This is a genomic window from Luteimonas sp. A534, assembly GCF_054072805.1.
Genome location: NZ_JBSVRR010000005.1, coordinates 1 through 23,908, shown reverse-complemented (window position 1 = coordinate 23,908; position 23,908 = coordinate 1). Strand labels below are relative to the sequence as shown.

The 23,908-nt window shown below is 67.0% G+C and carries 26 protein-coding genes; 11 read left to right on the top strand and 15 right to left on the bottom strand.

The annotated features are described in order from the left end of the window. Window positions 1–34 precede the first annotated feature (34 nt). The 3 genes from ACW5F0_RS11930 to rpsU all read right to left on the bottom strand — a co-directional run bounded on the left by ACW5F0_RS11930 (window position 35) and on the right by rpsU (window position 1,843). On the bottom strand, window positions 35–973 hold the full coding sequence (locus ACW5F0_RS11930) for a YihY/virulence factor BrkB family protein (protein ID WP_456966177.1): 939 nt from the start codon (window positions 971–973) through the stop codon (window positions 35–37). A 102-nt stretch (window positions 974–1,075) separates the two neighbouring features. Further along, window positions 1,076–1,522 (bottom strand): GatB/YqeY domain-containing protein, encoded by a 447-nt coding sequence (locus tag ACW5F0_RS11925; protein WP_456966178.1) that lies wholly within the window; start codon window positions 1,520–1,522, stop codon window positions 1,076–1,078. A gap of 105 nt (window positions 1,523–1,627) precedes the next feature. Further along, entirely contained in the window at window positions 1,628–1,843 is a 216-nt protein-coding gene (gene rpsU / locus ACW5F0_RS11920; RefSeq protein ID WP_132987039.1) for a 30S ribosomal protein S21, read from the bottom strand. A gap of 146 nt (window positions 1,844–1,989) precedes the next feature. Between rpsU and tsaD the strand changes: the two genes are divergently transcribed. From tsaD to ACW5F0_RS11895, 5 genes are all read left to right on the top strand, one after another. Next, a complete protein-coding gene (tsaD, locus tag ACW5F0_RS11915) occupies window positions 1,990–3,048 on the top strand; it encodes a tRNA (adenosine(37)-N6)-threonylcarbamoyltransferase complex transferase subunit TsaD (RefSeq protein WP_456999808.1) in 1,059 nt (352 codons plus the stop codon). Between the two features lie 28 nt (window positions 3,049–3,076). After that, window positions 3,077–3,433, top strand: coding sequence for a dihydroneopterin aldolase (folB, locus tag ACW5F0_RS11910; protein ID WP_456966180.1), 357 nt, complete (start codon window positions 3,077–3,079; stop codon window positions 3,431–3,433). Between the two features lie 21 nt (window positions 3,434–3,454). Beyond that, a complete protein-coding gene (locus ACW5F0_RS11905; RefSeq protein ID WP_456999807.1) occupies window positions 3,455–4,744 on the top strand; it encodes a mechanosensitive ion channel family protein in 1,290 nt (429 codons plus the stop codon). Further along, complete coding sequence (gene folK / locus ACW5F0_RS11900) at window positions 4,744–5,259, top strand: 2-amino-4-hydroxy-6-hydroxymethyldihydropteridine diphosphokinase (protein WP_456999806.1); 516 nt, start codon at window positions 4,744–4,746, stop codon at window positions 5,257–5,259. Before ACW5F0_RS11905 ends, folK begins: the two co-directional genes overlap by 1 nt. Before the next feature lie 127 nt (window positions 5,260–5,386). Next, on the top strand, window positions 5,387–6,220 hold the full coding sequence (locus tag ACW5F0_RS11895) for a DUF6159 family protein (RefSeq protein ID WP_456966183.1): 834 nt from the start codon (window positions 5,387–5,389) through the stop codon (window positions 6,218–6,220). 19 nt (window positions 6,221–6,239) lie between these two features. On the opposite strand, the gene ACW5F0_RS11890 is transcribed toward ACW5F0_RS11895, so the two are convergent. After that, complete coding sequence (locus ACW5F0_RS11890; protein WP_456999805.1) at window positions 6,240–6,995, bottom strand: pteridine reductase; 756 nt, start codon at window positions 6,993–6,995, stop codon at window positions 6,240–6,242. A gap of 69 nt (window positions 6,996–7,064) precedes the next feature. Between ACW5F0_RS11890 and ACW5F0_RS11885 the strand changes: the two genes are divergently transcribed. Both ACW5F0_RS11885 and ACW5F0_RS11880 read left to right on the top strand, forming a co-directional pair. Continuing rightward, complete coding sequence (locus tag ACW5F0_RS11885) at window positions 7,065–8,249, top strand: class I SAM-dependent methyltransferase (RefSeq protein ID WP_456999804.1); 1,185 nt, start codon at window positions 7,065–7,067, stop codon at window positions 8,247–8,249. Beyond that, complete coding sequence (locus ACW5F0_RS11880; RefSeq protein WP_456966186.1) at window positions 8,246–8,668, top strand: VanZ family protein; 423 nt, start codon at window positions 8,246–8,248, stop codon at window positions 8,666–8,668. The genes ACW5F0_RS11885 and ACW5F0_RS11880 overlap by 4 nt, the downstream gene beginning before the upstream one ends. On the opposite strand, the gene ACW5F0_RS11875 is transcribed toward ACW5F0_RS11880, so the two are convergent. Together ACW5F0_RS11875 and ACW5F0_RS11870 are read right to left on the bottom strand one after the other, a co-directional pair. Then, the gene (locus ACW5F0_RS11875; RefSeq protein WP_456966187.1) at window positions 8,628–9,908 is read right to left on the bottom strand and encodes a multifunctional CCA addition/repair protein; all 1,281 of its coding nucleotides are present in this window, start codon (window positions 9,906–9,908) and stop codon (window positions 8,628–8,630) included. The two genes, ACW5F0_RS11880 and ACW5F0_RS11875, sit on opposite strands and share 41 nt — an antisense overlap. 10 nt (window positions 9,909–9,918) lie before the next feature. After that, complete coding sequence (locus ACW5F0_RS11870; protein WP_456966188.1) at window positions 9,919–11,982, bottom strand: transglycosylase SLT domain-containing protein; 2,064 nt, start codon at window positions 11,980–11,982, stop codon at window positions 9,919–9,921. A 49-nt stretch (window positions 11,983–12,031) separates the two neighbouring features. Here ACW5F0_RS11870 and ACW5F0_RS11865 point away from each other — a divergent pair, with 49 nt between their 5' ends. Both ACW5F0_RS11865 and ACW5F0_RS11860 read left to right on the top strand, forming a co-directional pair. After that, window positions 12,032–12,829 (top strand): sulfite exporter TauE/SafE family protein, encoded by a 798-nt coding sequence (locus tag ACW5F0_RS11865; RefSeq protein WP_456999803.1) that lies wholly within the window; start codon window positions 12,032–12,034, stop codon window positions 12,827–12,829. Window positions 12,830–12,940: 111 nt separating this feature from the next. Beyond that, window positions 12,941–15,805 carry a TonB-dependent receptor plug domain-containing protein gene (locus tag ACW5F0_RS11860; RefSeq protein ID WP_456966190.1) on the top strand — a complete coding sequence of 955 codons (2,865 nt, stop codon included), beginning with the start codon at window positions 12,941–12,943 and terminating at the stop codon, window positions 15,803–15,805. Between the two features lie 118 nt (window positions 15,806–15,923). Here the strand turns inward: ACW5F0_RS11860 and ACW5F0_RS11855 are convergent, their stop codons facing one another. From ACW5F0_RS11855 to ACW5F0_RS11830, 6 genes are all read right to left on the bottom strand, one after another. Then, entirely contained in the window at window positions 15,924–16,385 is a 462-nt protein-coding gene (locus tag ACW5F0_RS11855) for a hypothetical protein (RefSeq protein ID WP_456966191.1), read from the bottom strand. A 76-nt stretch (window positions 16,386–16,461) separates the two neighbouring features. Further along, window positions 16,462–16,809: a GFA family protein gene (locus ACW5F0_RS11850; RefSeq protein ID WP_456999802.1), complete on the bottom strand. Its 348-nt coding sequence runs from the start codon at window positions 16,807–16,809 to the stop codon at window positions 16,462–16,464. 352 nt (window positions 16,810–17,161) lie between these two features. Next, complete coding sequence (locus ACW5F0_RS11845) at window positions 17,162–17,608, bottom strand: hypothetical protein (protein WP_456966193.1); 447 nt, start codon at window positions 17,606–17,608, stop codon at window positions 17,162–17,164. Window positions 17,609–18,453: 845 nt separating this feature from the next. Next, window positions 18,454–18,792 carry a cell envelope integrity protein TolA gene (locus tag ACW5F0_RS11840; RefSeq protein WP_456999868.1) on the bottom strand — a complete coding sequence of 113 codons (339 nt, stop codon included), beginning with the start codon at window positions 18,790–18,792 and terminating at the stop codon, window positions 18,454–18,456. A 368-nt stretch (window positions 18,793–19,160) separates the two neighbouring features. Next, a complete protein-coding gene (locus ACW5F0_RS11835) occupies window positions 19,161–19,703 on the bottom strand; it encodes a hypothetical protein (protein WP_456999801.1) in 543 nt (180 codons plus the stop codon). 75 nt (window positions 19,704–19,778) lie between these two features. Next, on the bottom strand, window positions 19,779–20,648 hold the full coding sequence (locus tag ACW5F0_RS11830; protein ID WP_456966195.1) for a LysR family transcriptional regulator: 870 nt from the start codon (window positions 20,646–20,648) through the stop codon (window positions 19,779–19,781). Window positions 20,649–20,742: 94 nt separating this feature from the next. Here ACW5F0_RS11830 and ACW5F0_RS11825 point away from each other — a divergent pair, with 94 nt between their 5' ends. After that, window positions 20,743–21,243: a lactoylglutathione lyase family protein gene (locus ACW5F0_RS11825; protein WP_456966196.1), complete on the top strand. Its 501-nt coding sequence runs from the start codon at window positions 20,743–20,745 to the stop codon at window positions 21,241–21,243. 71 nt (window positions 21,244–21,314) lie between these two features. On the opposite strand, the gene ACW5F0_RS11820 is transcribed toward ACW5F0_RS11825, so the two are convergent. Next, a complete protein-coding gene (locus ACW5F0_RS11820) occupies window positions 21,315–21,737 on the bottom strand; it encodes an HIT family protein (protein WP_456999800.1) in 423 nt (140 codons plus the stop codon). 76 nt (window positions 21,738–21,813) lie between these two features. Continuing rightward, entirely contained in the window at window positions 21,814–22,086 is a 273-nt protein-coding gene (locus tag ACW5F0_RS11815; RefSeq protein WP_456999799.1) for a DUF4844 domain-containing protein, read from the bottom strand. Between the two features lie 546 nt (window positions 22,087–22,632). Here ACW5F0_RS11815 and ACW5F0_RS11810 point away from each other — a divergent pair. Beyond that, window positions 22,633–23,367 carry a transposase gene (locus ACW5F0_RS11810; protein ID WP_456999798.1) on the top strand — a complete coding sequence of 245 codons (735 nt, stop codon included), beginning with the start codon at window positions 22,633–22,635 and terminating at the stop codon, window positions 23,365–23,367. A gap of 95 nt (window positions 23,368–23,462) precedes the next feature. On the opposite strand, the gene ACW5F0_RS11805 is transcribed toward ACW5F0_RS11810, so the two are convergent. Next, on the bottom strand, window positions 23,463–23,756 hold the full coding sequence (locus ACW5F0_RS11805) for a hypothetical protein (protein WP_456966202.1): 294 nt from the start codon (window positions 23,754–23,756) through the stop codon (window positions 23,463–23,465). Between the last annotated feature and the right edge of the window lie 152 nt (window positions 23,757–23,908).

The window sequence follows — 23,908 nt, the reverse complement described above, 5'->3', positions numbered from 1 at the left end:
ATGCGTACCCCGATCCCGACCCCTGTGGGAGCGGCTACAGCCGCGATCGCCGCAGCAGCGGTTCCCGGGTGGGCGATGATTCACGCCGCCGCGCGGCCCGCTCCTCCAGCCTCCGGCTCACGTCCGACAGCCGCCAGCGCTCGTCGATCACCGCGGTGATCATCGCGCCGACGAAGAACACCACCGCCGCGTAGTACAGCCACACCAGCAGCACCACCAGGGTGCCCATCGAGCCGTAGGCGCTGCCGGGCGCGGCCTCGGCGATGTACAGGCCGATGCCCCAGCGCCCGACCACGAACAGCAGCGCCGTCAGCAGCCCGCCAAGGAAGGCCTGCCGCCAGCGCACGCGACGGTCGGGCAGGTAGTGGTACATCAGCGCGAACGCGAGTGCATACAGCGCCAGCGCCGCGACGTTACCCAGCACGGGCAGGGTGGGCGAGCCGCCAAAGGCGATTTCGAGCGCCGTGGTCAGCGCAGCGGACACCAGCAGCAGGAAGCCAAGCGCGATCACCACGCCCAGCGAGAACACGCGCTTGCGCAGCCAGGCGCGCAGGCCGCCACGGAGCTTCGCGCCGTCGGTGTGGAAGATCGCGTTGAGCGTGCCCTGCAGGCGCGCGAACACCGCGGTCGCGCCGAAGAACAGCAGCAGGGTGCTCCACAGGCCGGCCAGCGAGCCGACGTCGGGCTCGGCGCGGGCGTTCTGGAGCACGGTGCTGGCGACCTGGCCGGCGCCGCTGCCGGCGATCCCCTGCACCTGCAACAGCAGCGCGTCCTGCGCCTCCGGATACAGCGAAGCCGTGAGCCACAGCAGCAGCACCAGCAGCGGTGCCAGCGACAGCAGTGCGAAGAAGGTCAGCGACGCCGCGTGGGTGAGGATGTCGACTTCGACGAAGCGCTGCGCGATGGCGTAGGGCAGCGACTGCTGGAGCCGGTCGAAGCGCGCCTTCAGGCGCCGGGTGATGAGTTCAGCCATGCCCCGGAGGATGCGGGCCGCCCCGTGCACGCGATGTGCTGTGTGTGTGGGTGCGGCTATAGCGGCTCCCACAAGGGCGGTTCGCGCAAGGGCAACGCGGGCTCAGCCGGCCAGCGCCCTCTTCACCAGCGCCGAGACCTGGCCCATGTCGGCCTGTCCCGCCAGCTTCGGCTTGAGCACGCCCATGAGCTTGCCGATGTCGGCCGGGCCGGCGGCGCCGGTCTCGGCGATGGCGGCGGCGATCGCGGCCTGGACCTCGGCCTCGCCCATCTTCTCGGGCAGGTAGCGCTGGATGACCTCGATCTCGGCGCGCTCGATCGCAGCCAGGTCCTCGCGGCTGGCGGCCTCGAACTGGGTGACCGAATCCTTGCGCTGCTTGACCATCTTCTCCAACGCGGCCAGCACCTGGGCATCGTCGAGCTCGACGCGCTCGTCGACCTCGCGCTGCTTGATCGCGGCGAGCATCAGGCGGACCACGCCCAGGCTGGCCTTGTCGCCGGCCTTCATGGCGGTCTTCATGTCATCGGTCAGGCGCTGCTTGAGGCTCATCGGGTATTCTCCGGTTGCATGAAACACGAGAAGCCGGCGACGCTTGCGCGTGCCGGCTTCAAGGGACGATACCGACTGCGGCGCACGGGGCGCCGGCAAGCCGGATCAGTACATGCGCTGGCGCTTGGTGACGTCGCGCGAGGTGCGGCGAGCCTGGCGCTTCACCGCCGCGGCGGCCTTGCGCTTGCGCTCCTGGGTCGGCTTCTCGTAGTACTCGCGCTTGCGGGTTTCGGCCAGGACACCGGCCTTTTCGCAGGTGCGCTTGAAGCGGCGGAGGGCAAACTCGAAAGGCTCGTTTTCGCGGACTTTGACGCTGGGCATTGGAATCTCTGGTCTGGGAATGCGCCGGTATCCTGCCGGCGAGCCGCGTATGATACCGACAGATCCCCGCCGGGTGCAAATGCCGCCCGGACCGGGCCCCGGCTGGCGGCCCGCCGCGGCCGCCCCGACCCGCCCCCAGGCCCCCCATGATCGTCCTCGGAATCGAAACCAGCTGCGATGAGACCGGCGTCGCCGTGTACGACACCGGCCGCACCGGCGCGGCCGGGCTGCGCGCCCACGCCGTGTACAGCCAGATCGCCCTGCACGCCGAATACGGCGGCGTGGTGCCGGAGCTGGCCAGCCGCGACCATGTCCGCAAGCTGCTGCCCCTGATCCGCCAGACCCTGGCCGAGGCCGGGCTGGGCGTGGGCGACCTCGACGGCGTGGCCTACACCGCCGGCCCGGGCCTGGTCGGCGCGCTTCTGGTCGGCGCCGGGGTGGCGCGCTCGCTGGCCTGGGCGCTGGAGCTCCCAGCCGTGGCCGTGCACCACATGGAGGGCCACCTGCTGGCGCCGCTCATGGAAGACGACCCGCCCGAGCCGCCCTTCGTGGCCCTGCTGGTCTCCGGCGGCCACACCCAGCTGGTGGCGGTGGACGCCATCGGCCGCTACCGCCTGCTCGGCGAGACCCTGGACGACGCCGCCGGCGAAGCCTTCGACAAGACCGCCAAGCTCATGGGCCTGCCCTATCCGGGCGGGCCGCAGCTGGCGGCGCTGGCCGAGGCCGGCACGCCGGGTCGGTTCCGCTTCCCGCGGCCGATGACCAACCGCCCCGGCCTGGACTTCAGCTTCAGCGGCCTCAAGACCCAGGTGATGCTGGCCTGGCGCGACAGCGACCAGTCCGACACCACCCGTGCCGACATCGCCCGTGCCTTCGAGGACGCGGTGGTCGACACCCTGGCCATCAAGTGCGAACGCGCGCTGGACGCGGCCGGCTGCGACACCCTGGTGGTGGCCGGCGGCGTCGGTGCCAACCGGCGCCTGCGCGCGCGGCTGCACGACATGGCCGCAAAGCGCGGCGGCCGCGCCTGCTTCCCGCGCCCGGAGCTGTGCACCGACAACGGCGCGATGATCGCCTTCGCCGGTGCGCTGCGCCTGGAGGCCGGCCAGCGCGCGCCTGACGCCGTGCACGTCACCCCGCGCTGGGACATGGCGACCCTGCCCGAAGTCCTGCCTGCGCACGGACCCCCCGCGGCGCCGCGTTAAGCTGGTCCGCCCGCCCGGACCGCGCGCCATGGACCACGTCTTCATCGAAGGGCTCGAGATCGACGCCCTGATCGGCATCTACGACTGGGAGCGCCGCATCCGCCAGACGCTGGTGTTCGACCTTGAAATGGGCTTCGACAACCGCGTGCCCGCGGCCAGCGACGACATCGGCGACACGCTCAACTACAAGGCGGTCAGCAAGCGCCTGGTCGAGTACGTCTCGCAGTCGGACTTCGGCCTGGTGGAGACGCTGGCCGAGCGCTGCGCGGAGATCGTGCTGCAGGAGTTCAACGTGCAGCGGCTACGCTTGAAGCTCAGCAAGCCCGGCGCCGTGCGCGGTGCGCGCGCCGTGGGCGTGGTCATCGAACGCGGCCGGGCCGACTGACCCCGAACTACCGGAGATTCCATGCAAGTCCGACTCGAGGCGCTGCGCGAAATGCTGGCGCCATATCCCTGGGCCTACACCCTGCTGATGCTCGCCGCGCTGCTGCTGGTGGCGTGGCTGGCCAACTTCATTACCAAGCGCGTCCTGTTGCGCGGCCTGCGCCACGTGCTCGCGCGCGTCGCCGAGCTCACCGGCCACCACGCCGGCGGCTCCATCAGTCGCATGCGCGTGGTCTCGCGCCTGGCCAACGTGGTGCCGGCGCTGGTGATCGGTTCGGGCATTGCGCTGGTGCCCGACCTGCCACCGCGGCTGGTGGTGCTGGTCTCCGGCCTGTGCCAGGTGTTCGTGATCTTCACCGTGGCGCTCGTGGTGGGCCACGCGCTCGACGTCGCCAACGAGGTCTACGAGCGCCGTCCCGATGCGCGCAACAAGCCGATCAAGGGCTACCTGCAGGTCGCCAAGATCATCGTCCTGGTGATGGCGGCGCTGGGCTCGGTGGCGCTGCTGGCAGGCGTCGACCTGGTGCACGTGCTCACCGGCCTGGGCGCGGCCAGCGCCGTGTTGATGCTGATCTTCCAGGACACGATCCTGTCGTTCGCGGCCAGCCTGCAGATCAGCGGCGACGGCCGCGTGCGCATCGGCGACTGGATCGAGATGCCCAGCCAGAACGCCGACGGCGACGTCATGGACATCGCCCTGCACACGGTCACCGTGCAGAACTGGGACAAGACCATCACCACGGTCCCCACGCGCAAGCTGATCAGCGATTCGTTCAAGAACTGGCGTGGCATGACCGAGTCCGGCGGCCGCCGCATCAAGCGCGCGATCTACCTGGACCAGCATTCGACCCGCTTCCTCGACGCCGATGAAGTGGCGCGCTTCCGTCGCTTCCGCCTGCTCGATGCCTACCTCGACGGCAAGTCCAGCGAGCTGCAGGACTGGAACGCGAAACTCGCCGAGCGCGGCGCCGAACCCGTCAACCGCCGCCGCGTCACCAACCTTGGCACCTTCCGCGCCTACGTCGAGCAGTACCTGCGCAGCCACCCGGGCGTGCATCAGGACATGAGCCTGATGGTGCGCCAGCTGCAGCCGACCGATGCCGGCCTGCCGCTGGAGATCTACTGCTTCACCAACGACGTGCGCTGGGCCGTCTACGAAGGCATCCAGGCCGACATCTTCGACCACCTGCTGGCGATCCTGCCCGAGTTCGGCCTGCGCGTGTTCCAGGCGCACAGCGACGCGCCGGTGGAAGTGCGGCTCCGCGACGAACGTGCGCCGGAGCAGGGCAGCCTGGGAACGGAGCCCGCCTGATGGGCCGCGCCTGCCTCAGCCTGGGCAGCAACGTCGATCCCGAGCGGCACATCGTGATCGCATTCGCGGCGCTGCGTGCGCGCTTCGGCGACATCCTCGCCTCCGTGGCCTATCGCACGCCGGCGGTGGGCTTCGAGGGCGCGGACTTCGTCAACGCCGCCGCGGTCATCGACAGCGACCTCGATCCACAGGCGCTCAACGACTGGCTGCACGCGCTCGAGGATGCGCACGGCCGCGACCGCAGCGGCCCGCGCTACGGCGACCGCACGCTCGACATCGACATCGTCCTGTACGACGACCTGGTCTGCAGCGGCCCCGGCAACCTGCGCCTGCCACGCGGCGAACTGCGCCACGCCTTCGTGCTGCGCCCGCTGGCAGAGATCGCGCCCGACATCGTGGAGCCGTCCAGCGGACGCACGCTGGTCGAGCTGTGGGCGGCCTCGGGCGAGCGCGGCGTGGCCATGCATGAAGTCGCGCTTCCGGCCGTGTCCGCCGCCCCGGACGGGCGCCGCTGACGACAACGGTGCTGCGCGGCCGGGACCGCCGGTCACATTCGGGATGCCGGCGCCGTCATGGAACCATGTGCTGGACGACGTGGCCGACCGGCCGCGGCGGGGCGCGGTGACGATGGAGGGAGAGGGGATGTTCGATAAATTCTCGCGCAGCTGGGACATGGTGAAGGCGAGCGCCGCGGTGCTGCGCTCGGACCGCGAGCTGATGCTGTTCCCGGTGCTGTCCGGCCTGGCCACGCTGCTGGTGCTGGCGACCTTCGCGCTGCCGACGCTCGCACTCAAGCTGTTCAGCAACGGCTTCGGCGTGGGCGGCGCGCTGCTCGGCTTTGCTTTCTACTTCTGCACTTACAGCGTGATGATCTTCTTCAACTGCGCCCTGGTCGGCGCGGCGATGATCCGCCTGGAGGGTGGTGACCCGACGCTGTCGGACGGGTTCACGGCTGCGCGTTCGCGGCTTGGCGCGATCTTCGGCTACGCCGCCATCGCCGCCACCGTCGGCGTGCTGCTGCAGGCGCTGAAGGGCAAGGACAACAACTTCATCGTGCGCCTGGTCGGCAGCGGCCTTGGGATGGCCTGGACGCTGGCGACCTTCCTGGTGGTGCCGGTGCTGGTCAGTCGCGACATCGGGCCGGTGGATGCGCTCAAGCAGAGCGTCACCCTGCTCAAGCGCACCTGGGGCGAGAACGCCGTGGGCCAGGTCGGCATCGGCGCCGCGTTCGGCTTGCTGACCGGCGCTGCGGTGCTGGTCTCTGTTGGCCTGGTGCTTCTGGCCGCGCAGGCCTCGATGGCGCTGGCGATCGCGATCGGCGCGGTGTGCGTGGTGGGGCTGCTGTTGCTGGGCGTGTACCAGGCGGCGCTGACCGGGATCTACTCCGCGGTGCTGTACCGCTATGCGGTCTCGCATGAAGTGCCCGAGGCGTTCCGCGGCACCGACATCGCCACCGCGTTCCTGCCCAAGCGCTGAAGGTGCGCGGGGCGCGGGCTCAGCGCGCCCCGCGGCCGCCGTCCACGGCCAGCACGGTGCCGGTGGTGTAGCCGGCATCGCGCAGCAGCCACAGCACGGCGGCGGCGATCTCCTCCGGCGTACCGGTCCTGCCGAGTGGCGTCATCGCCAGCAGCCGCGCCTGCAGTGTGGGATCGATGCCCTCGTCGGGCCAGAGGATGGCGCCCGGAGCCACCGCGTTCACGCGGACCTCCGGCGCCATGGCCACGGCCAGGGCGCGGGTCGCGGCTTCCAGCGCGCCCTTGCTGATCGCATAGGCGACCAGGTCTTCGCGCGGCTCACGGGCGTAGATGTCAGAGAGGTTCACGACTGCGCCGCGCGCTGCGCGCAGGTGCGGCGCGGCCGCCTGGGCGAGGAAAAACGGCGCCTTCGCGTTCACCGCCATCATCCGGTCCCAATGATCGGGATGAATGGCGCCGAACGCGTCGGGAACGAATTCGGATGCGTTGTTGACCAGCGCATCCAGTCGGCCGAATCGGCCCACCGTTCGCGCCACCAGCTCCGGCAGGCGGTCGAACTCGGACAGCTCCGCCTGCAGCAGCAGCACGCTGCCGGCGCGCGCCGCCTCCAGCTCCACGGCCAGTGCCGCGGCCTCGCCCGCGGAGCCGCGGTAATGCAGCGCCAGGTCGTAGCCGGCGGCGTGCAAGCGGCGCGCGATGGCCGCGCCCAGGCGGCGCGCGGCGCCGGTGACGAGTGCGGCGGGATGGCCTCCCGGCATGGCTGGCTCCGTGATCATCAGACGACACCATAACGTCCGCCGGCGTGCGTTTCCGTATCCTGTCGCGCGTACGCAACGGAATTCCCCATGTCACTTCCCCCGCTCGATCCCGACGCACAGGCGCACAGCGACCGCTTGCGCCAGCTGATGCACGCCGTGATCGCCGATGCCGGCGGCGCGATCCCCTTTTCCCGCTTCATGGAGCTGGCGCTGTACGCGCCCGGCCTGGGCTATTACAGCGCCGGCAGCACCAAGTTCGGCCGCGCCGGCGATTTCGTCACCGCGCCGGAGCTGGGCAGCCTGTTCGCCGAATGCGTGGCCGAGGCCTTCGCGCCGTCACTGCGCCAGCTGGGCGACGACGCTACCTTCCTCGAGATCGGCGGCGGCAGCGGCGCCTTCGCCGAAGCCGCGATCAGGCACCTCGCGGTGATCGATGCGATGCCCGCGCGCTACGCCATCCTCGAGCCCAGCGCCGACCTGCGCGAGCGCCAGCGCGAGCGGCTGCTGGAGCACCTGCCCGAAGCGCTGTCCGCGCGCGTGGAGTGGCTCGACCGTCCGCTCGACGAACCCTGGCAGGGCGCGCTGTTCGCCAACGAAGTGATCGACGCCCTGCCCACGCCGCGCTTCGTGATCCGCAAGGGCGAGGTGCTGGAGGAGGGCGTGGCCAGCGCGCGTGATGGGGGCTTCACCATCGTCGAGGTGCCGGCCGATGCGCTGATGACTGCTGCCGTGCGCCACGTCGAGCGCCAGCGCGAAGAAGGCACCTTCCCCGACGGCTACCGTTCCGAACTGCTGCCGCAGCTGCCCTATTGGGTGCAGGCGGTGATGGGCCGCATGCAGGCCGGCGCGATGCTGTTCATCGATTACGGCTACCCACGCCGCGAGTACTACTCCGCCACGCGCGACCGCGGCACCCTGCGCGCCTTCCATCGCCACCACGTGGTCGACGATGTGTTCGCGCGCCTGGGCCTGCAGGACATCACCGCCTCGGTGGACTTCACCGCGCTGGCCGAGGCCGGTACCGGCGCAGGCTTCGACTTCGCCGGCTACTGCAACCAGGCGATGTTCCTGATCGGCAACGGACTGGAGCAGCGGCTGGCCGCGCAGGAAGCCGCCGCGGCGAACGACACCGCGCGCTACGCCCTGCGCCGGGAGGTGCAGCAGCTGACCCTGCCCACCGGCATGGGCGAGCGCTTCCAGGCCATGGGCTTCGAGCGCGACGTGCCCTTCGAGGCCGCGTTCCTGGGCGGCGACCTGAGCTTCCGTCTGTGAGCCGACTGAGGCCGGGGCGCTCGCTCAAGCCGCTGCGCTATCCACTGGCCTGGTGCACGCTGTGGTGCCTGGGGATCGCCGCGCTGGTGGTGGGTTCGATGATGCCGGCGCCCGACCTGCCATCGCCGCCGGGCAGCGACAAACTGCATCACTTCCTGGCGTATTTCCTGCTCGCGGCGTCGGCGGTGCAGCTGTTCGCACGCTGGCCGGCGCTGCTGGGCGCCGCGCTGGGCCTGGTGCTGCTGGGCATCGGCCTGGAGCACGCGCAGGGCGCGCTGACCGGCACGCGCTTCGCCGATCGCATGGATGCGCTGGCCAATACGCTGGGCGTGATCGCGGGGCTGGCCACGCGGCTGACGCCGCTCGGCGACCTGCTGCTCAGGGTCGAGGCGCGCCTGTTTCCCCGGACTCAGGACTGACCGCGCCGCCGGCCCTGCGCAGCGTGCGCGCAGAGGCGATCGCGGCGATACGCGCATCGCGCAACGCGGCGCCGAAGGCGGGCCCTTCAAGACCTTCGCCGGCGATGTCAGCACCCGTGACCGCGGAGGCCGCATCGCGCAGGTGCACGAGTTCATCGGCCTGCGGATAGGGCACGTCGCCCAGGCCGGCGCGGCCGCGCTTGTCGGCCTCGCACACGGTGGCCAGGCGTCGGATGCGCTCGGGCTTGCGAAAGCCGTCGCAGCGCGCGAGCAGGTCGTGCACGGTCTGGTCGCGCAGTTCCGCCAACCGGTGCACGTTGATGTGCTCGCGGCAGGCGACCAGGGCCAGGTCGCGGTTCGCGGCCGGCACCCGCAGGCGTTCGCACAGCGCGCGCACCGGGGCCAAGCCGCGCTGTTCGTGCTGGATGTGGCGCGGCAGTTCGTCGGCCGGCGTCAGCGCCTTGCCAAGGTCGTGCACCAGCGCCGCGAAGCCGATCTCGTCATCGCCCGGCGCCAGCTGCGCGGCCATGTCGCAGACCAGTTCGATGTGCACGCCGGTATCGACTTCCGGATGGTATTCGGGGCGCTGCGGCACGCCGTAGAGCGCATCGACCTCGGGCAGCACCGCCGCCAGCGCGCCGCAGTCGCGGAGCGTGCGCAGGAAGGCCGATGGCTTCTTCGATCGCAGCGCGCGCACCAGCTCCTGCCACACGCGTTCGGGCACCAGCTCGGCAAGCTCGCCGCCGGCGACCATGTCGCGCATCAGCGCGTTGGTTTCGTCCGCCACGGAAAACCCCAGCGGCGCGAAGCGCGCCATGAAGCGCGCCGCGCGCAGCACGCGCAGCGGATCCTCGGCGAAGGCCGGCCCGACATGGCGCAGCACGCGCGCCTGGATGTCGCGCTGCCCGTCGTACGGATCGACCAGGCGGCCGTCATCGCGCTCGGCGATGGCGTTGATGGTGAAGTCGCGGCGGCCGAGGTCTTCTTCCAGCGTCACCGTCGGCGCCGCGTCGACCACGAAGCCGCGGTGGCCGCGCGCCGATTTGCGTTCGGTGCGCGCCAGCGCGTGCTCTTCGCCGGTGTCGGGATGCAGGAACACCGGGAAGTCGCGGCCCACCGCGCGGAAGCCGGCGGCCAGCATCGCCTCGGGCGTGGAGCCCACGACCACCCAGTCACGATCGCCTGCTGCCTGTCCCAGCAGCCGGTCTCGTACCGCCCCCCCGACCAGATAGATCTCCAAGTCCGCGCCCTCAGCCTTCGATAGCCACTGTGGGAGCGGCCATGGCCGCGATGGCTATGCCAGGACCGATCGCGGCTATAGCCGCTCCCACAGGATTCCGGACTCCCACGGGAACTCCTGCCGCGGGGCACGCGAACGTTTTCCGCGCCGCGCCCACGCGGCCGTGCATGCGATCGCTTACCGGCACCGCCTGGCTGCCCAGGCGCCAGTCGTAGATCACGCTGAAGGCGAGCACGCGGGCGACGTAGTCGCGGGTTTCCTTGTAGCTGATGGTCTCGATCCAGAAGTCGGCATCCATGCCCGGGCGCTGCGACTGCCAGCGCGCGGTCGGCGTGGGGCCGGCGTTGTAGGCGGCGATGGCGACGTAGGGCAGGGTGTACTTGTCCTTCATCTCGCGCAGGTAGGCGGTGCCGATGCGGATGTTGGTGGCCGGGTCGAACAGCGATTCCGCACCCGACCAGGGCAGGCCCAGGCGGCGCGCCACGCCGGCACCGGTCTCGGGCAGCACCTGCATCAGGCCACGGGCGTTGGCCGGCGAGCGCGCGCGCGGATTGAACACGCTCTCGGCGCGGATCTCCGCCGCCACCCAGGCCGCGTCCAGGTTGTTGCGCGCGCTTTCGGCGCGGATCAGGGCGTCGTGGTGCAGCGGGAAGCGCAGCGTGTAGAGGCGCAGCTCATCGGGTTTGCGCTCGCCACCGGCGTTGACCAGGCCGAACACGCCGCGGTCGAACCAGCCGTTGGCCTGCGCCACCTCCACTGCGATCTGGCGCTGGCGGTCGCTGAAGCGCGACAGCGCATCGCTCCATTCGCGCGTGGCCCAGGCGGCACGCCCGATCCGGAACAGTGCCATCGCGCGCTGCATCGCCGGGTCCGCCGCCACCGCGGCTTTCTCCGCGGCGCTGCCGCCGTGCTCCAGCGGGCACAGCGCATAGGGCTGGTCGATGCGGTCCGCGGCCAGGAAACCGTGGAAATCGGCATCGCGTGCAGCGGCAGCGTACAGCGGGCGCGCGCCGGCGCGGTCGCCGGTGAGCTCGCGCAGGCGCGCGGCGAAGTAGGTCCAGCGCGACTGACTGCTCTGCGCCGGCGGCATGCGTTCGATCGCCGCCAGCGCCGCGCGCCAGTCCGATCGCGACATCGCCTCGCGCACGCGCCATTCGTGCAGGCGTTCGTCATAGGCCGCATCGGGCACCGCGGCCAGGCGCCGCGCGCCGCCATCGTGGTAGGACGCCACCGTCCACAGCGCGACCTGGTACAGCACGCGGCTGCGATCGGCATCGGTGAACTGCAGCGCCTGCGCCACCTGCGGCAGCAGCGCTTCGGCCGCGTCGGGGTTGGAGCGTGCGAGGGTCGCCAGGCCGTGCGATGCCGCGAGCCGGCTGCGCGCGGTCTTCGGCCATGCGGTGGCACTGCCGTCGGCAGCGCCCAGGTAGGCGGCATAGGCCTCGGCCTGGCGGCGGGCATCGGCCGGCAGCCCGCGGGCCGCACTGCGCACCACGCCGGGCTGGCCCTCGGCGATCGCGGCCTCGATGCGTGCCCAGCGCAGCGCATCGTCCAGGCCGCCGCGCGCGGCCAGCGCCTCGAACACGGGATCGCAGGCATCGGGCTGCGAGCGCCCGGCCTTGCGCCACAGGTCCTGCACTTCGGCGGTCCACTTGGCATCCGCGGCGCCGGTACGCAGCCGCGCCTCGAGCGCATTGCAGGCCAGGGTGGCGGAGCCGGTGCCCGGTTCCCAGGCGGCGCGGAACCCCGCCCAGTCCTTGCGGCGCGCCAGTTCGCCCAGCCAGGCAGCGCGGAAGGTGGACGCCACGGCCTGGCCGCGATGACGGTCCAGGAAGTCCAGCGCCTGCGCCTGGGTCAGGGTGGCGCGGTCACGGTTCAGGCGCGCATGCGCGATCCAGCCCTGCAGCGGGTGGTCCGCTCGCAGCGGCGGGATCGGCTGGCCGATCTCGGCGGCCGTGAGCGCGCGCCGCGCGAGCTCGTCGTCGGGAAGCGCCTGCGCCCGCGCCTGCGGGAGCAGGGCGGCTGGCAGCGCGAGCACCGCGCTCAGTAGGATGGCGAGCTTTCCTGGCGTCATGCAGGCAACCATGGCGAATGGGTCGGCCGCCCATCTTGAAGGAATCGACGTGATCGAAGGGTTCTGGATGTTTCCGCTGCTGGGCATCGTGGTCGGCGTCTCGGCCGGCCTGCTGGGCATTGGCGGCGGCCTGGTGCTGGTGGCGGCGCTGGCCTGGCTGCTGCCGTTGCACGGCGTGCCCGCGGACATGGCGATGCACGCGGCGCTGGCCAGCTCGATGGCCAGCATCGTGTTCACCGCGCTGTCCTCGGCGCGCGCGCACCACCGCCGCGGCGGCGTGCTGTGGCCCACCGTGTGGTGGATGCTGCCCGGCCTGCTGGTGGGCGGCTGGCTGGGCAGCCGGTTCGCGGTGGGGATCGACGGTGTCGTGCTGCGCTGGATCGTCGCCGGGTACTGCCTGCTCGCCGGCGCGCAGATGGCGTTTGGCCGCACCCGCCCGGACGGAGGCAGCGACGTGGTGCCCACGGGCTTGCCGATGACCGCGGCGGGCAGCGGCATCGGCGCGCTCTCGGCCGTGGTCGGCATTGGCGGCGGCAGCATGACCGTGCCGCTGCTGGTGTGGCGCGGCGTGCGCCCGGTGCGCGCGGTCGGCACCTCGTCCGCCTGTGGCGTGGCGATCGCCATCGGCAGCGTGCTGGGCTACGCCCTGAATGCGCCGCCGGGCGGGCTGCCCGAAGGCGCGATCGGCTACGTCTACCTTCCCGCCGCGATCGGCGTCGCCCTGACCTCGGTGCTGGCCGCGCCCTGGGGCACTCGCCTGGCGCACGCGATCAGCGGCCCGGCGCTCAAGCGGGTGTTCGCGGTGTTCCTCGTGGCCGTGGGGCTGAGCCTCGTCTTGGGCGGTTGAGCCGACCAAGGGTCGACCCTAGGGCTTGCCGACGTTTTACGTTTTGTTTACAAGTGGGCTGCCGACGGCACGGGGGCAACGGGTCGGCGCCAACGCCACCAGGAGAGATCCATGGCCATCCCCCAGCCTCGCCTGCTCGCGGTCGCCATCTGCGCCGCGTTGCCCCTGCTCCTTCCGGTCGCCGCCTCCGCGCAGGACGCCGACGCCACCACCCTCGATTCAGTCACCGTCACCGGTTCGCGCATCAGGCAGTCCGAGCTTGAGACCCACGTGCCGGTGCAGGTCCTCACCCGCGAGGACATCGACCGCACCGGCCTGAGGTCGGTAGCCGACATCGTCCAGAACCTGACCGCCAGCGGCGCCGGGCTCAACACCAAGTTCAACTCCAGCGGCAACTTCGGCTTCCCGCCTGATGGCGGCGGCGTGGGCGCGGGCGCGGCCACGGTCGACCTGCGGCACCTGGGTCCCAAGCGCGTGCTGGTGCTGGTGGACGGCATCCGCTGGGTCAACGAATCGTCGGGTTCGGGCGTGGGTTCCGCCGTCGACCTCAACACCATCCCGCTGGCGCTGGTCGAACGCATCGAAGTGCTCGAAGACGGCGCCTCGTCGATCTACGGCTCCGATGCCATCGCCGGCGTGGTCAACATCATCACCCGCAAGAACGTGCAGGGCGGCGACATCGAACTGCACTACGGCACCTACGACGACCTCGGCGGCGACACCTGGGGCGCCGACATGGGCTACGGCGGCGGCACCGACCGTTTGCAGTGGTTCGTGGGCGCGTCGTACTTCAAGCAGGAGGAAGTGTCGTCGCTCGAGTACGGGCCGGCCAGCGTGCCGGTGCCCGGCACCGGGCTCGCCAACGGCAGTTCGGCGACGCCGCAGGGCCGCTTCATCTTCCTGGATCCCAACACCGGCACCACGCACGACATCACCACGAACACCGGCGTCACCGACCCGGCGTTCATCCCGGGCCAAGGCTGTGAGCGGACCGACGATTTCCACTGCTTCGCGCGTGCCGACCGCTTCAACTTCGCTCCCTACAACCTGTTGCTGACGCCATCCGAACGCAAGACCGTGTTCGCCTCGGCGCGCTTCGCCTTCAGCGACAACGTCGGCGGTTACATCCGCGCGCTGTACAACGATCGGCAGTCGGCCAACCAGGCCGCGCCCGAACCCTTCTTCCTCGGCACCGACGCCGGCGTCTACAACGAATGGGCCGAGAGCCGGCTGGTGATTTCAGCGGCCAACCCCTACAACCCCTTCGGCTTCGACCTCACCACGATGGGCGCCAACCCGAACCTGTTCCTGCTTGGCCGCCGCCCGGTCGAGGGCGGGCCGCGCCGCTACGAGCAGGACGTCGAGACCTGGTACGTGGCCGCGGGCCTGGATGGCGGCTTCGACTTCCGCGACAACCCCTGGAGCTGGGACGTCAACCTGGTCCGCAGCGAGAGCAGCGCCGAGCAGACCAACTACGGCAGCTACAACCTGCGCCGCATCAACGAGGCCCTGGGCGACCCTGCCGCCTGCGCCGCCATCGCCGGCTGCGTGCCGCTCAACGTGTTCGGCGGCGCCGGCACCATCACTCCGGAGATGCTCGGCTTCATCCAGCCGGTGGTGCGCGACGAGAGCGAGAACAACCTGACCCTGGCCTCGGCCAACATCACCGGTGCGATCGCCCAGCTGCCTGCGGGTCCGCTCGGCTTTGCCGCCGGCTACGAGTACCGCAAGTACGAAGGCCGCTACCAGCCCGACCCGATCACCGTCGCCGGTGAATACAACGGCGTGCCCTCCGGTCCCACCGCCGGCGACTACAACGTCAACGAGATCTACGCGGAGGTCGCGATCCCGCTGATGTCCAACCCCGAGCGCGGCAGCGCGCTCGACATGAGCCTGGCCGGCCGCTACTCCGACTACTCCACCTTCGGTGGCGAAAGCACCGGCAAGCTCGGCCTGCGCTGGCAGGTGGCGGAAGAGTTCGTGCTGCGCGGCTCGTTCGCACAGGGCTTCCGCGCGCCGTCCATCGGCGAGCTCTACGGCACGCTGGCGCGCTTCGACGCCACCCTGGTCGATCCCTGCTCGGGCGCGGCCAACGCCGTGCGCCCGGAGTGCGTGGCCCAGGGCGTGCCGCCGGACTACGTGCAGACCAACTCGCAGATCTCGGTGGTGACCTCGGGCAACGCCGACCTGCAGCCCGAGACCAGCCGCAGCCTGATGCTGGGTGCGGTGTGGAGCCCCTTGTTCGCGTCCAACGCCACATGGTCCGAGCGCATGGATCTCGGCCTGACCTTCTACAAGCACACCATCGAGGACGCCATCCAGGCACCCGATGCCCAGGCCATCCTCAACCGCTGCGTGTTCGACGCCGATCCCTTCTCCTGCGCGTCGTACGACCGCAGCGAACGCGGCCAGATCATCCGCTTCGACGACATCCTCGACAACCTCGGCACCATCCGCACCGACGGCTGGGACCTGAGCATGGGCTGGCTGCTGCCCGAGCAGGGCTGGGGCCAGCTGCGCTTCGATGCGAAGGCCACCTTCGTGGGCAAGTACGAGCTGATCAACGAGTCGGGCCAAGCCGAGCCGCGGGCGCCCGGCGTCCAGATCAACAACAGCGCGATCCCCGAGTGGAGCTCGACGCTGGCCACGCAGTGGACCAGGGGCCCCTGGGCCGTGGCCTGGACGATGCGCTACATCGACGAGCTCCGCGAGTCCTGCGGCGGTGCCATCGGCTTCGACATCTGCGACGACAGCGACAACGACGTCAACAGGCTCGATGACATCACCTACCACGACCTGCAGCTCTCCTGGAACAGTGATGCATGGATGCGCGGAATGCGGGTGTCGCTGGGCGTGAACAACCTGACGGGGGAGGATCCGCCGATCTGCCTGAGCTGCTCGCTCAACGGCTATGACGCGTCCACCTACGACCTGCCGGGGCGGTTCTTCTACGCGCGCGTGGGCGTGAAGTTCTGAGCAAAAACGGCGCCAGGCCGACCCGGGCCTGGCGCTTCCCCGGGCGCCCGCTTTCTAGCCGAGGATGCCCGGGTTCCGCTGCCACAGCCGGGCCGGGGACAGCAGCCAGCGTCAGGCCTTACTCACCCTGGGGTGCACCGGTCATCAGCGCCTTCATCAGCTTCTCTTCGCTCAGGTGCGCGTCCAGGCCAGCGATGGCCGCCGTCACCGAGGGGTCCGCCATCAGCCCGCCCACCGCGGTGGCTCCCAAGGTCTCGAACGCACTCTTGTACCCGGCCATGCCCTCGTTGATGATCGCCTCGCGCGACTCGCCCGCGCACTTGTCGGCAATCAGCTTCTCGAATACCGAAGCGCTGTTCTTCGAGATCTCAAGCCAGGATTCGGGCGTCAGCTGCGCGATGTCAGCCACCTCCGGGTGACTGGCAACGGCGCCAAAGATCCACCGCACCAGCGCGGTCTTGTCCTCCGCCGTCACGGATGCCACCAGGCACTGCGACAGGCGATCGGAATACTCCCCGGCGTTCGCGAAATTGCTCGCGAGCAGCAGGACGATGATGGAAACAGGCTTTGCGAAATGCATGGACTTCCCCTGGATGGCCTGCCGCTGTGGTCAGGCCGCGTTGCGACGCGGTGTGGATGGTACTTCGTGGAGGCGGCTAGAACGACCGCCCGTCCACCTGCACCTTCGTCAGCGCCGCGAGGTCCACGCCTTCCAGGCAGCGCACGTTGACCGCGGCCGTGGCCACGCCCTTGCCGTCCTCCCCGAACCCGAAGGGCGCGCAGCCGCAGGTCCGGCAGAAGTGATGCTTGATGACGTGCCTGTTGAACGTATACGTGCCGAGCTCGGCTTCTCCGGAGTTCAGCGTCAGCGCCGAGCGCGGCAGGAACCACAGCAGGTAACCCTTGCGGCTGCAGTGCGAACAGTTGCACTCCATCGCGTCGTCAAGCGTGCCTTCCACTTCGAACGCCACCCGGCCGCAGTGGCAGCTGCCTTTGTACTTCATCGTCGCAGTACTCCGGGCTAGTGTGCAGTGACAAGAATGACGGCAAGGGCGGCCACGAGACAACCCAACCCGAGCACGAACGAAGCGATCCGTGGGCCTGTCCTTGCCGCCGGATCGCGGGCCAGTGACCAGCCCATCACCAGCATGTGTAGAGCACCTTTTGTCCCGCGTGCAGCCCGTCGTTTGAGTAACGAGGGAATACACGAAGCCCAATATCCTTTGCCCAAGGCGGACCGGGCGAGTGCGAATCCGATCTCGGCTCGTCCCGCGTAGCCTCAACGGTCGGTAGGCGATTGGCGTCGGAAAGCATCTTCACGAGTGCGATTGGCTCCATGCGCGCCTGGCACCCAAGTCAAGCCGCGCCACCCGACAGCCGGCTCCATGACTGGCGAAGCCCCGCCAGGTGCACGATACCCAAGAGCAGGCAGATTGATGAGCTCACAACCCAGAACGTCATGCTGTTGCCGGGAAAGTACGCCATGACCGGTACGAAGGCGACGCCGCGAAGAATGTAGACAGCTGTGATCGCCGACAGAACCGTACGCAGCAACGGCAGCTTGCGGATCAGGCCTGCTCCAGAGAGCGCGTAGGCGCTCCACACGGTGAGGACGCTGGCAATGACCAAAGTGGCGACGGTGGGATACCAATGACCGGAAAGATGCAGCTGCGCCATCTGCTCTCCCGCCCCCAATAGACGAAACAGCGGAGCGCCCACCACCAGGCACGCTAGATGCATCAGCGCCGCGAACCCGCTGAGGGCGGCGCCGACTGCCAGAAGCTTGTTGGTTGAACTGGCCATGTAGCTCCTTGGCGGCCCAAGGAGGGGCCGCTAGCCGAAAGCAGGCTGAGTATGGCGCCCAATGCTTCAGTCGGTTGACTTTGGCGTCGCGAATGGCCACGACCTTATCCGCAACTACGTCCTCAAGCGGAGGCGAAGGCGCCGCCAGCGCGGTGATGGTGCGGGCGAGGTCGTAGGCCAGCTCCACACCCTCGCCGACATGGAAGGCCTCGCCCGACCAGAAGGCCTGGATGGTCTCGGCAGTCCACCAGCCGCAGTGCCGGGCATGCATCTCGACCGGGCTGTGCAACTGCAGGCGCGGGTCGGCCAACCGGGGCAGCAGGGCCCGCTCGACGTTCACCGCGATCCCCTCGTTGAGCCACACCGGCAGGGACAGGTGGGTCAACAGGGCATGCGTCAACTCGTGCACCACCACCGGCTCCAGGTCATCCAGCGCGTCGTGCCAGCTGGCAAAGTGGCCGTAGCCGGCATTGAGGAACACGCCGCTGGACATCGCGTACTCGCCGCCGTCGTCGTGGTAGTGCGACAGGTAGTCGTAGTAGCTGTCCTGCGAGGCGAACACGATCACAACATAGGGGCCGTAGCCCCCGTCCGCAGCCAGTGCTCCCAGCCTGCCGCGAACGGCGCGCAATGCCTGCTCGCAGCTGCGCAGCACCAGGGCTGCCGTGCGTTCCGGCAGGGAGGACAGCAACAGGAAATTCGCGCTGTGCGTGTTCGCGTAGTCCGCGTCGGTCAGGTCTCGCCCCAGCGCGTCCAGCCATTGCCGTGCCGACGGGGTGTACCAGGCGTGTAGTTCTGGACCCCTGCTTCTGCTGCCCTGTCACCTGGCATCGGTTCCGCTTGAATCATCCCTGACATCTTCTCTGCTCGAACCCGGGGTGTTGCACTTCGCGTGTTAATTCACCCCCCTCATCTCTAGGTGTGAAGTGAAGGATGATGCGGCTTCTAAAAACTGCAGGGTCGCGAGGTAACGGCAGCGGCGATGATTTTATGATGGCAGCCTCGATTGAGGCCCTAAGTCTTTCTGGCGCACATGGCGATTTGACGTGAATTGACATAACGTCCCCTGTTTCAGCAAGTTCAATCGAAGCAGTGCAGCCAGTGCTGCCTGTCTCCTCGATTGGTGGGCGGATCCAATTGCCCTCTATCGCCATCATGATCTGCCTGGGCCAAGGCTGCGCCATTTCCTCGCCTTGGATTCCTCTCTCCGCACGTATGGCTGCGAGGCGCCGTTCCGCGTCTCTCTTTTGTACTAGTGCGTCAATCCGGGCTTGTCTGATTTGTTCTAGAAGCTGCGCGCGCTCGTGCAGCAGTGCCTCGTCTGTCTTGATGCTTGCTGGCGCGGCGCCATCCTTTTGGCTGGCGATTGACGTGCCGCAGATAAGCAAGAGCCCAAGTGCGAGAAAAGTGATTGCGGGTTTCACAGTTGCGAGTCTCTGGAATGAGGCCCAACGCTTGAGCTAAGCCGACCTGCGTAGCGGAGCCGGCAACATGGCAAGCTTTACCCGCCATGTTGTTGGTGTAGCGAAGCAGGTTCGGCTTGAACGAATTGTTAGGCCTTTGGCCAGAGAGCCATATCGGCGCCAACGATAAGCGTGATGACGGCTGATGAAACCGCATAGCAGAGCAACTGGTCCAGCACCCGTAGCTCTAGCTTACGGCTTGCCAGTACAACCAGCGTGAGGAGGATGCCCACAACTGCCACTGGAAGCGTCCAAGTACCCAGACCGAGTAGTTGGCCAACTTTTGCTTCGTCATTCGGGTTGAAGGCACCAATTCCGGCCGCTAGCAGGCGCATGAAGAATGCGATGTATAGGAGCGCGAAGCCGAGCGGGGCGCTACGTTGCTTTACTAACCAGAACCCACCTAAGCCTTGGGCTAGGGTAAGGATGGGGCCGGCAGCCACGATAAGCACCTGATCATTAAGGCTGACCGCACCTTTCGGCGATACCGAATTAAGCGTTGCGACCATTTCGTGTCCGAGCGCGATGCCGGTAGCCCAATGCGCGAGTTCATGGACGAGGAAGCTTGCAATGCCGGTGACGAACAACAGCGCATAGAAACGGGCGGGAAAGACTGCCTTCGAGTTGGCCACAAGGATCTCCTGAAAGGCCTAACGCCAAATTCAACGGCTTGTCCGCTGAAATGATTTGTTAAGTCTCGATCGAGTTCAGAGCCATCGCCTGGCTTCCACAATGACGGTTTTCAGTCTCTTCTGCAGCGCCCTGTGACGCCGGTAGCAAAGGTATAGCGTTTCACTTGCCGGATTGGAAAGCCCATGAACTTTGATTTGCTCGGGCTTGTTGAACGCCTCAACCGCAAAGGCCGGTAACACTGTAAAACCCATCCCCATACTGACCGGTTCCAAAATCAATCCGATCTGGTTTGAGAATCCCCTTTTAGGAAACAGGTTGCTGTGCTGGAACTCCGGATAGTTGGCGCCAAGCAACAGGTTGGCGTGATGACTTCCGTCAGGGTGGTCAATAAAGCCTAGGGCCATCAAGGTTTTCCAATCCGGGTCTTCGACCATCGAAGGCGTCACCAACAATAGCGACTCTTCCGCAACAGGAGTGCAACTGACGTCCGGCAGGGCGGATTTCGACGTCATGAATCCGATATCCATGGTGGATTCAGCGATTGCGCTCTCTACGTCGGAATTGGGTGCAAAGCGATAATCGATGATGAGTTTTGGGTGCCTGCTCTGCAACGCCAATAAATGTGGGTATAGCTTGAGCCCAACGCTCCCCGGAGACATCACCCGAACCACTCCTTCATAAGGAGGATCTTCTCCGACTTTTTGCTCGAGATTCGCCAATGCCAATAGAATGTCCTGAGCTTCGGCGTACAGCCTTCCGCCTGCATCCGAGAGCAAGAATTTCTTGCCCTCCCTTACGAGCAACTCGGTGCCGAGTTGCTCTTCCAACTTGCGCACATGCTGACTCACCCCCGACTGCGTCATATGCAGGCGCTCGGCCGTGCGGGTGAAATGACCAATTTCAACGAGGGCACAAAAGCTGCGTAACCAGACAGTATTTATCATTACGGTAGATGATCACCCTGACGTCAAATGATAATTTCACATAATTGTAGGTGCTGGGTAACCTATTCTCAATGTTAGGAGAGGAGGACACGCAATGAGCAACGTTTACCCAAGAAATTTCTCACATATCGGTATTTCCGTACCGGACCTTGGGCAGGCCGTCCAGTTCTACACAGAGGTAATGGGCTGGTATCTGATCATGGAACCAACTGAGATCGAAGAGGACGACAGCGCAATCGGAGAGATGTGCACGGAAGTCTTCGGAGCAGGGTGGGGAAGCTTCCGAATCGCTCATCTATCCACCGGTGACCGGATTGGTGTGGAGCTGTTTCAGTTCAAGAATCAAACAAACCCGGCAGACAATTTTGAATACTGGAAAACTGGCGTCTTCCACTTCTGCGTGCAAGACCCAAATGTTGAAGAGCTCGCCGAGCGTATTGTGGCTGCTGGTGGTAAACGGCGCATGGAGAAACCGCGCTACTACTATCCGGGCAAGAAACCCTACCGCATGATTTATATGGAAGATCCATTCGGAAACATCGTAGAGATCTACAGCCATAGCTATGAGCTTGTATATAGCGAGGGAGCCTATTGAGCCATTGGCAAGTGGAGTTCCAGCGGGCGCTCGAAGTTGGGAAGCCCGCTGGATTTAACATGCGCACGACCTTAGTCCAAGTGCGAACGCAGAGCCTCGGCGTACGAGTCAAGGGTGGAGCGCTCCGTACTGGCTGGAAGTTGCGGGTAGACACGCAATACATCATCTCCGATGAGGCGCGGATGGATATGTATGTGCAAGTGCGGAACCTCTTGGAACGCCGCTTCGCCAATGGAGTGCCAAAGGCTCAACCCTTGATTCGGGAAGGCGCGACCAACTGCACGAGTGATACGGGACACCATAGCCATGAGGGAAGCGCCTGTAGCGTCATCTAGCTCACGCACATCTTGAAGATGCTGCCGCGGAATGACTAGCGTGTGGCCAGGATGGAACTGCCGCAAATCTACGATGGCCAACGCCAACTCGTTCTCGCAGATGACGCTGGCTGGCGCCTTGCCCTGTGCAATGGCGCAGAAGATGCATCCGGCCGCCATAGAACTCTCCCGCAGATCTAACGCCTGAATTAAGCCGCGCCGCGAAGCGGTGTCGGCTTGAATGCATTGTTAGGCCTTACCCCGGATCAAAGCCATACATCCAAGCATTGAGAATGCCCTCAGAGCTGTGGAGGCCCAATGGCTCCAGCATAGCCTCGAAGGCTGATGCCACCTTTTCCGCATCTTCCGTATCCAGAGAATCGCGGTCTATCGCGTTGATTCGAGTGCCGATCTCTTCAAGAACCTCCGCGTCGCTAGCGCCGTTGGCGGCCATGCTCGCCAATGCCCCAGCCGCTGCATCGATATCGGAGTTCAGCCTCGCCCTCAGCGCTGGCTCGGTCGTGCCCAAGCCTCCCGCCAAGTGATCTCGCCCGACCATATCGCGGAGTGAATCAGATGAACCAGCGACCACGTCCATACATCCCACAGTGAGGAACAAGAGGAAGGTGCCAAAGAGAAGCTTGCTAGCTCGTGATAGTTCCATGAGGCCTAACGCCTTATGTCTTGAGTTTGCCCTACCGTAGGTGCCGAGAGCCCGACGTGCGCGCCCGATAACGCCTCGGTGTCAGACCACCGTAATTCAGCAGGGGCCGCACGCCGGATCTCGCGCCCTGCGCCCGAACAGTTGATCGAGGCTTCCCTCGAACTGATAAGCGTGGGCCTCAGGCGCGATGCTCTCGGCCAACCAACTGTAGCGGAGAACCGAGATGACGGCAGCGGGGATCGATGTATGCAAGGCCAGTCTGGATCTGGCCGTGGACGGGAAGCCAAGCGTGGTTGGATTCACCAACAACCGTGCCGGCATTGCCAAGCTGGTCAAGCGCCTGCGGGCACTCGGGGCCACGCGGATCGTGGTCGAAGCCACCGGCGGCTACGAAGAGCCACTGCTCGAGGCATGCTGCGATGCGGCCTGTGGATCGCCCGGGTCAACCCGCGGCAGGCTCGCGCCTTTGCCAATGCCGCCGGCGAGCTGGCCAAGACCGACGACATCGACGCCCGTATCCTGGCGCTCATGGCCCGACTGTTCGCCGACCGCCTGCGGCCCTACGTCGCACCGCCGCCCTGGCAGCGCGAGCTGCGCGATTGGCTGCGCCGCCGCGGCCAGGTGGTGGTCCTGCTCCAGGCCCAGAAGCAGCAGGCGGCGATGGCGCCTGCTTCCGTCCGCAAGCTTGCAGCCCGCACCATTGCCGCCCTGGTCCGGGAGCTTGCCGCGGTCGAGAAGACGATGAAGGCCCTGATCAACGAACACTCCACCCCGGCGTTGCGATCAAGCAAGGGTCTGGGGCCCGTGCTCCAGGCCACCGTCCTCGCGCTGCTGCCCGAGCTTGGACACCTCGACCGCAGACAGATCGCCAAGCTCACCGGAGTTGCCCCGATGAACCGCGACAGCGGACAAGGCCAAGGCAAACGACGGATCCGTGGCGGTCGTGCCCCCGTTCGTGTTGCGCTCTACATGGCCACGCTCTCGGCCGTGCGTTGGGATCCCACGATGAAGGCGCACTACCAGCAGCTTCGGGCGCGCGGGAAGCTGGGCAAGGTGGCTCTGGTGGCGTGCATGCGCAAGCTGCTTGGGATCATCAATGCCAGGCGGCGTGACGAGCTGCGGGCCGAGGGCCTGGCACTGGCTTGAACGGCACGTTTCAAGACAGTTGCTGAATTAAGCCGCGCCGCGAAGCGGCGTCGGCTTGAATGAATTGTTAGGGCGCACTTCTAGCACCCTTTGAGTCATGCAAACAACACCAAGGCGAGCGGGAACAGCAGACTGAGCACGATGGCTGACAAGGCAAGAATTGCAGGCGTTGGAGATTGGCGAAAATTGTGGCCGGCCAATGTAGAAGAGGCCACAAAACCAAGAATGCCGATAAGGATCAGCAGATAGCCACGATCACGTGCTTTAGCAATTGCTTCAGCCGGAACTTGCGGTACGTAAGTGACGACCAAAGCGGACGCGCCCGCAAAGAAGGTCAGGGGCGAGGCAACGGCAAGTGCAACAGATGCGTAAGCCAGAGTGAACTTCATGTGCGCCCTAACGCCTGAGTTAAGCCGTGCCGCGAAGCGGCATCGGCTTGAATGAATTGTTAGGCAACAGAAATTGCCAGACTAAGTGCGACAAATCCAGCGCCCCGAAAAGGAGAGGTGAGCTGGCAGACTGGAAGGGACTCTTATCCGGC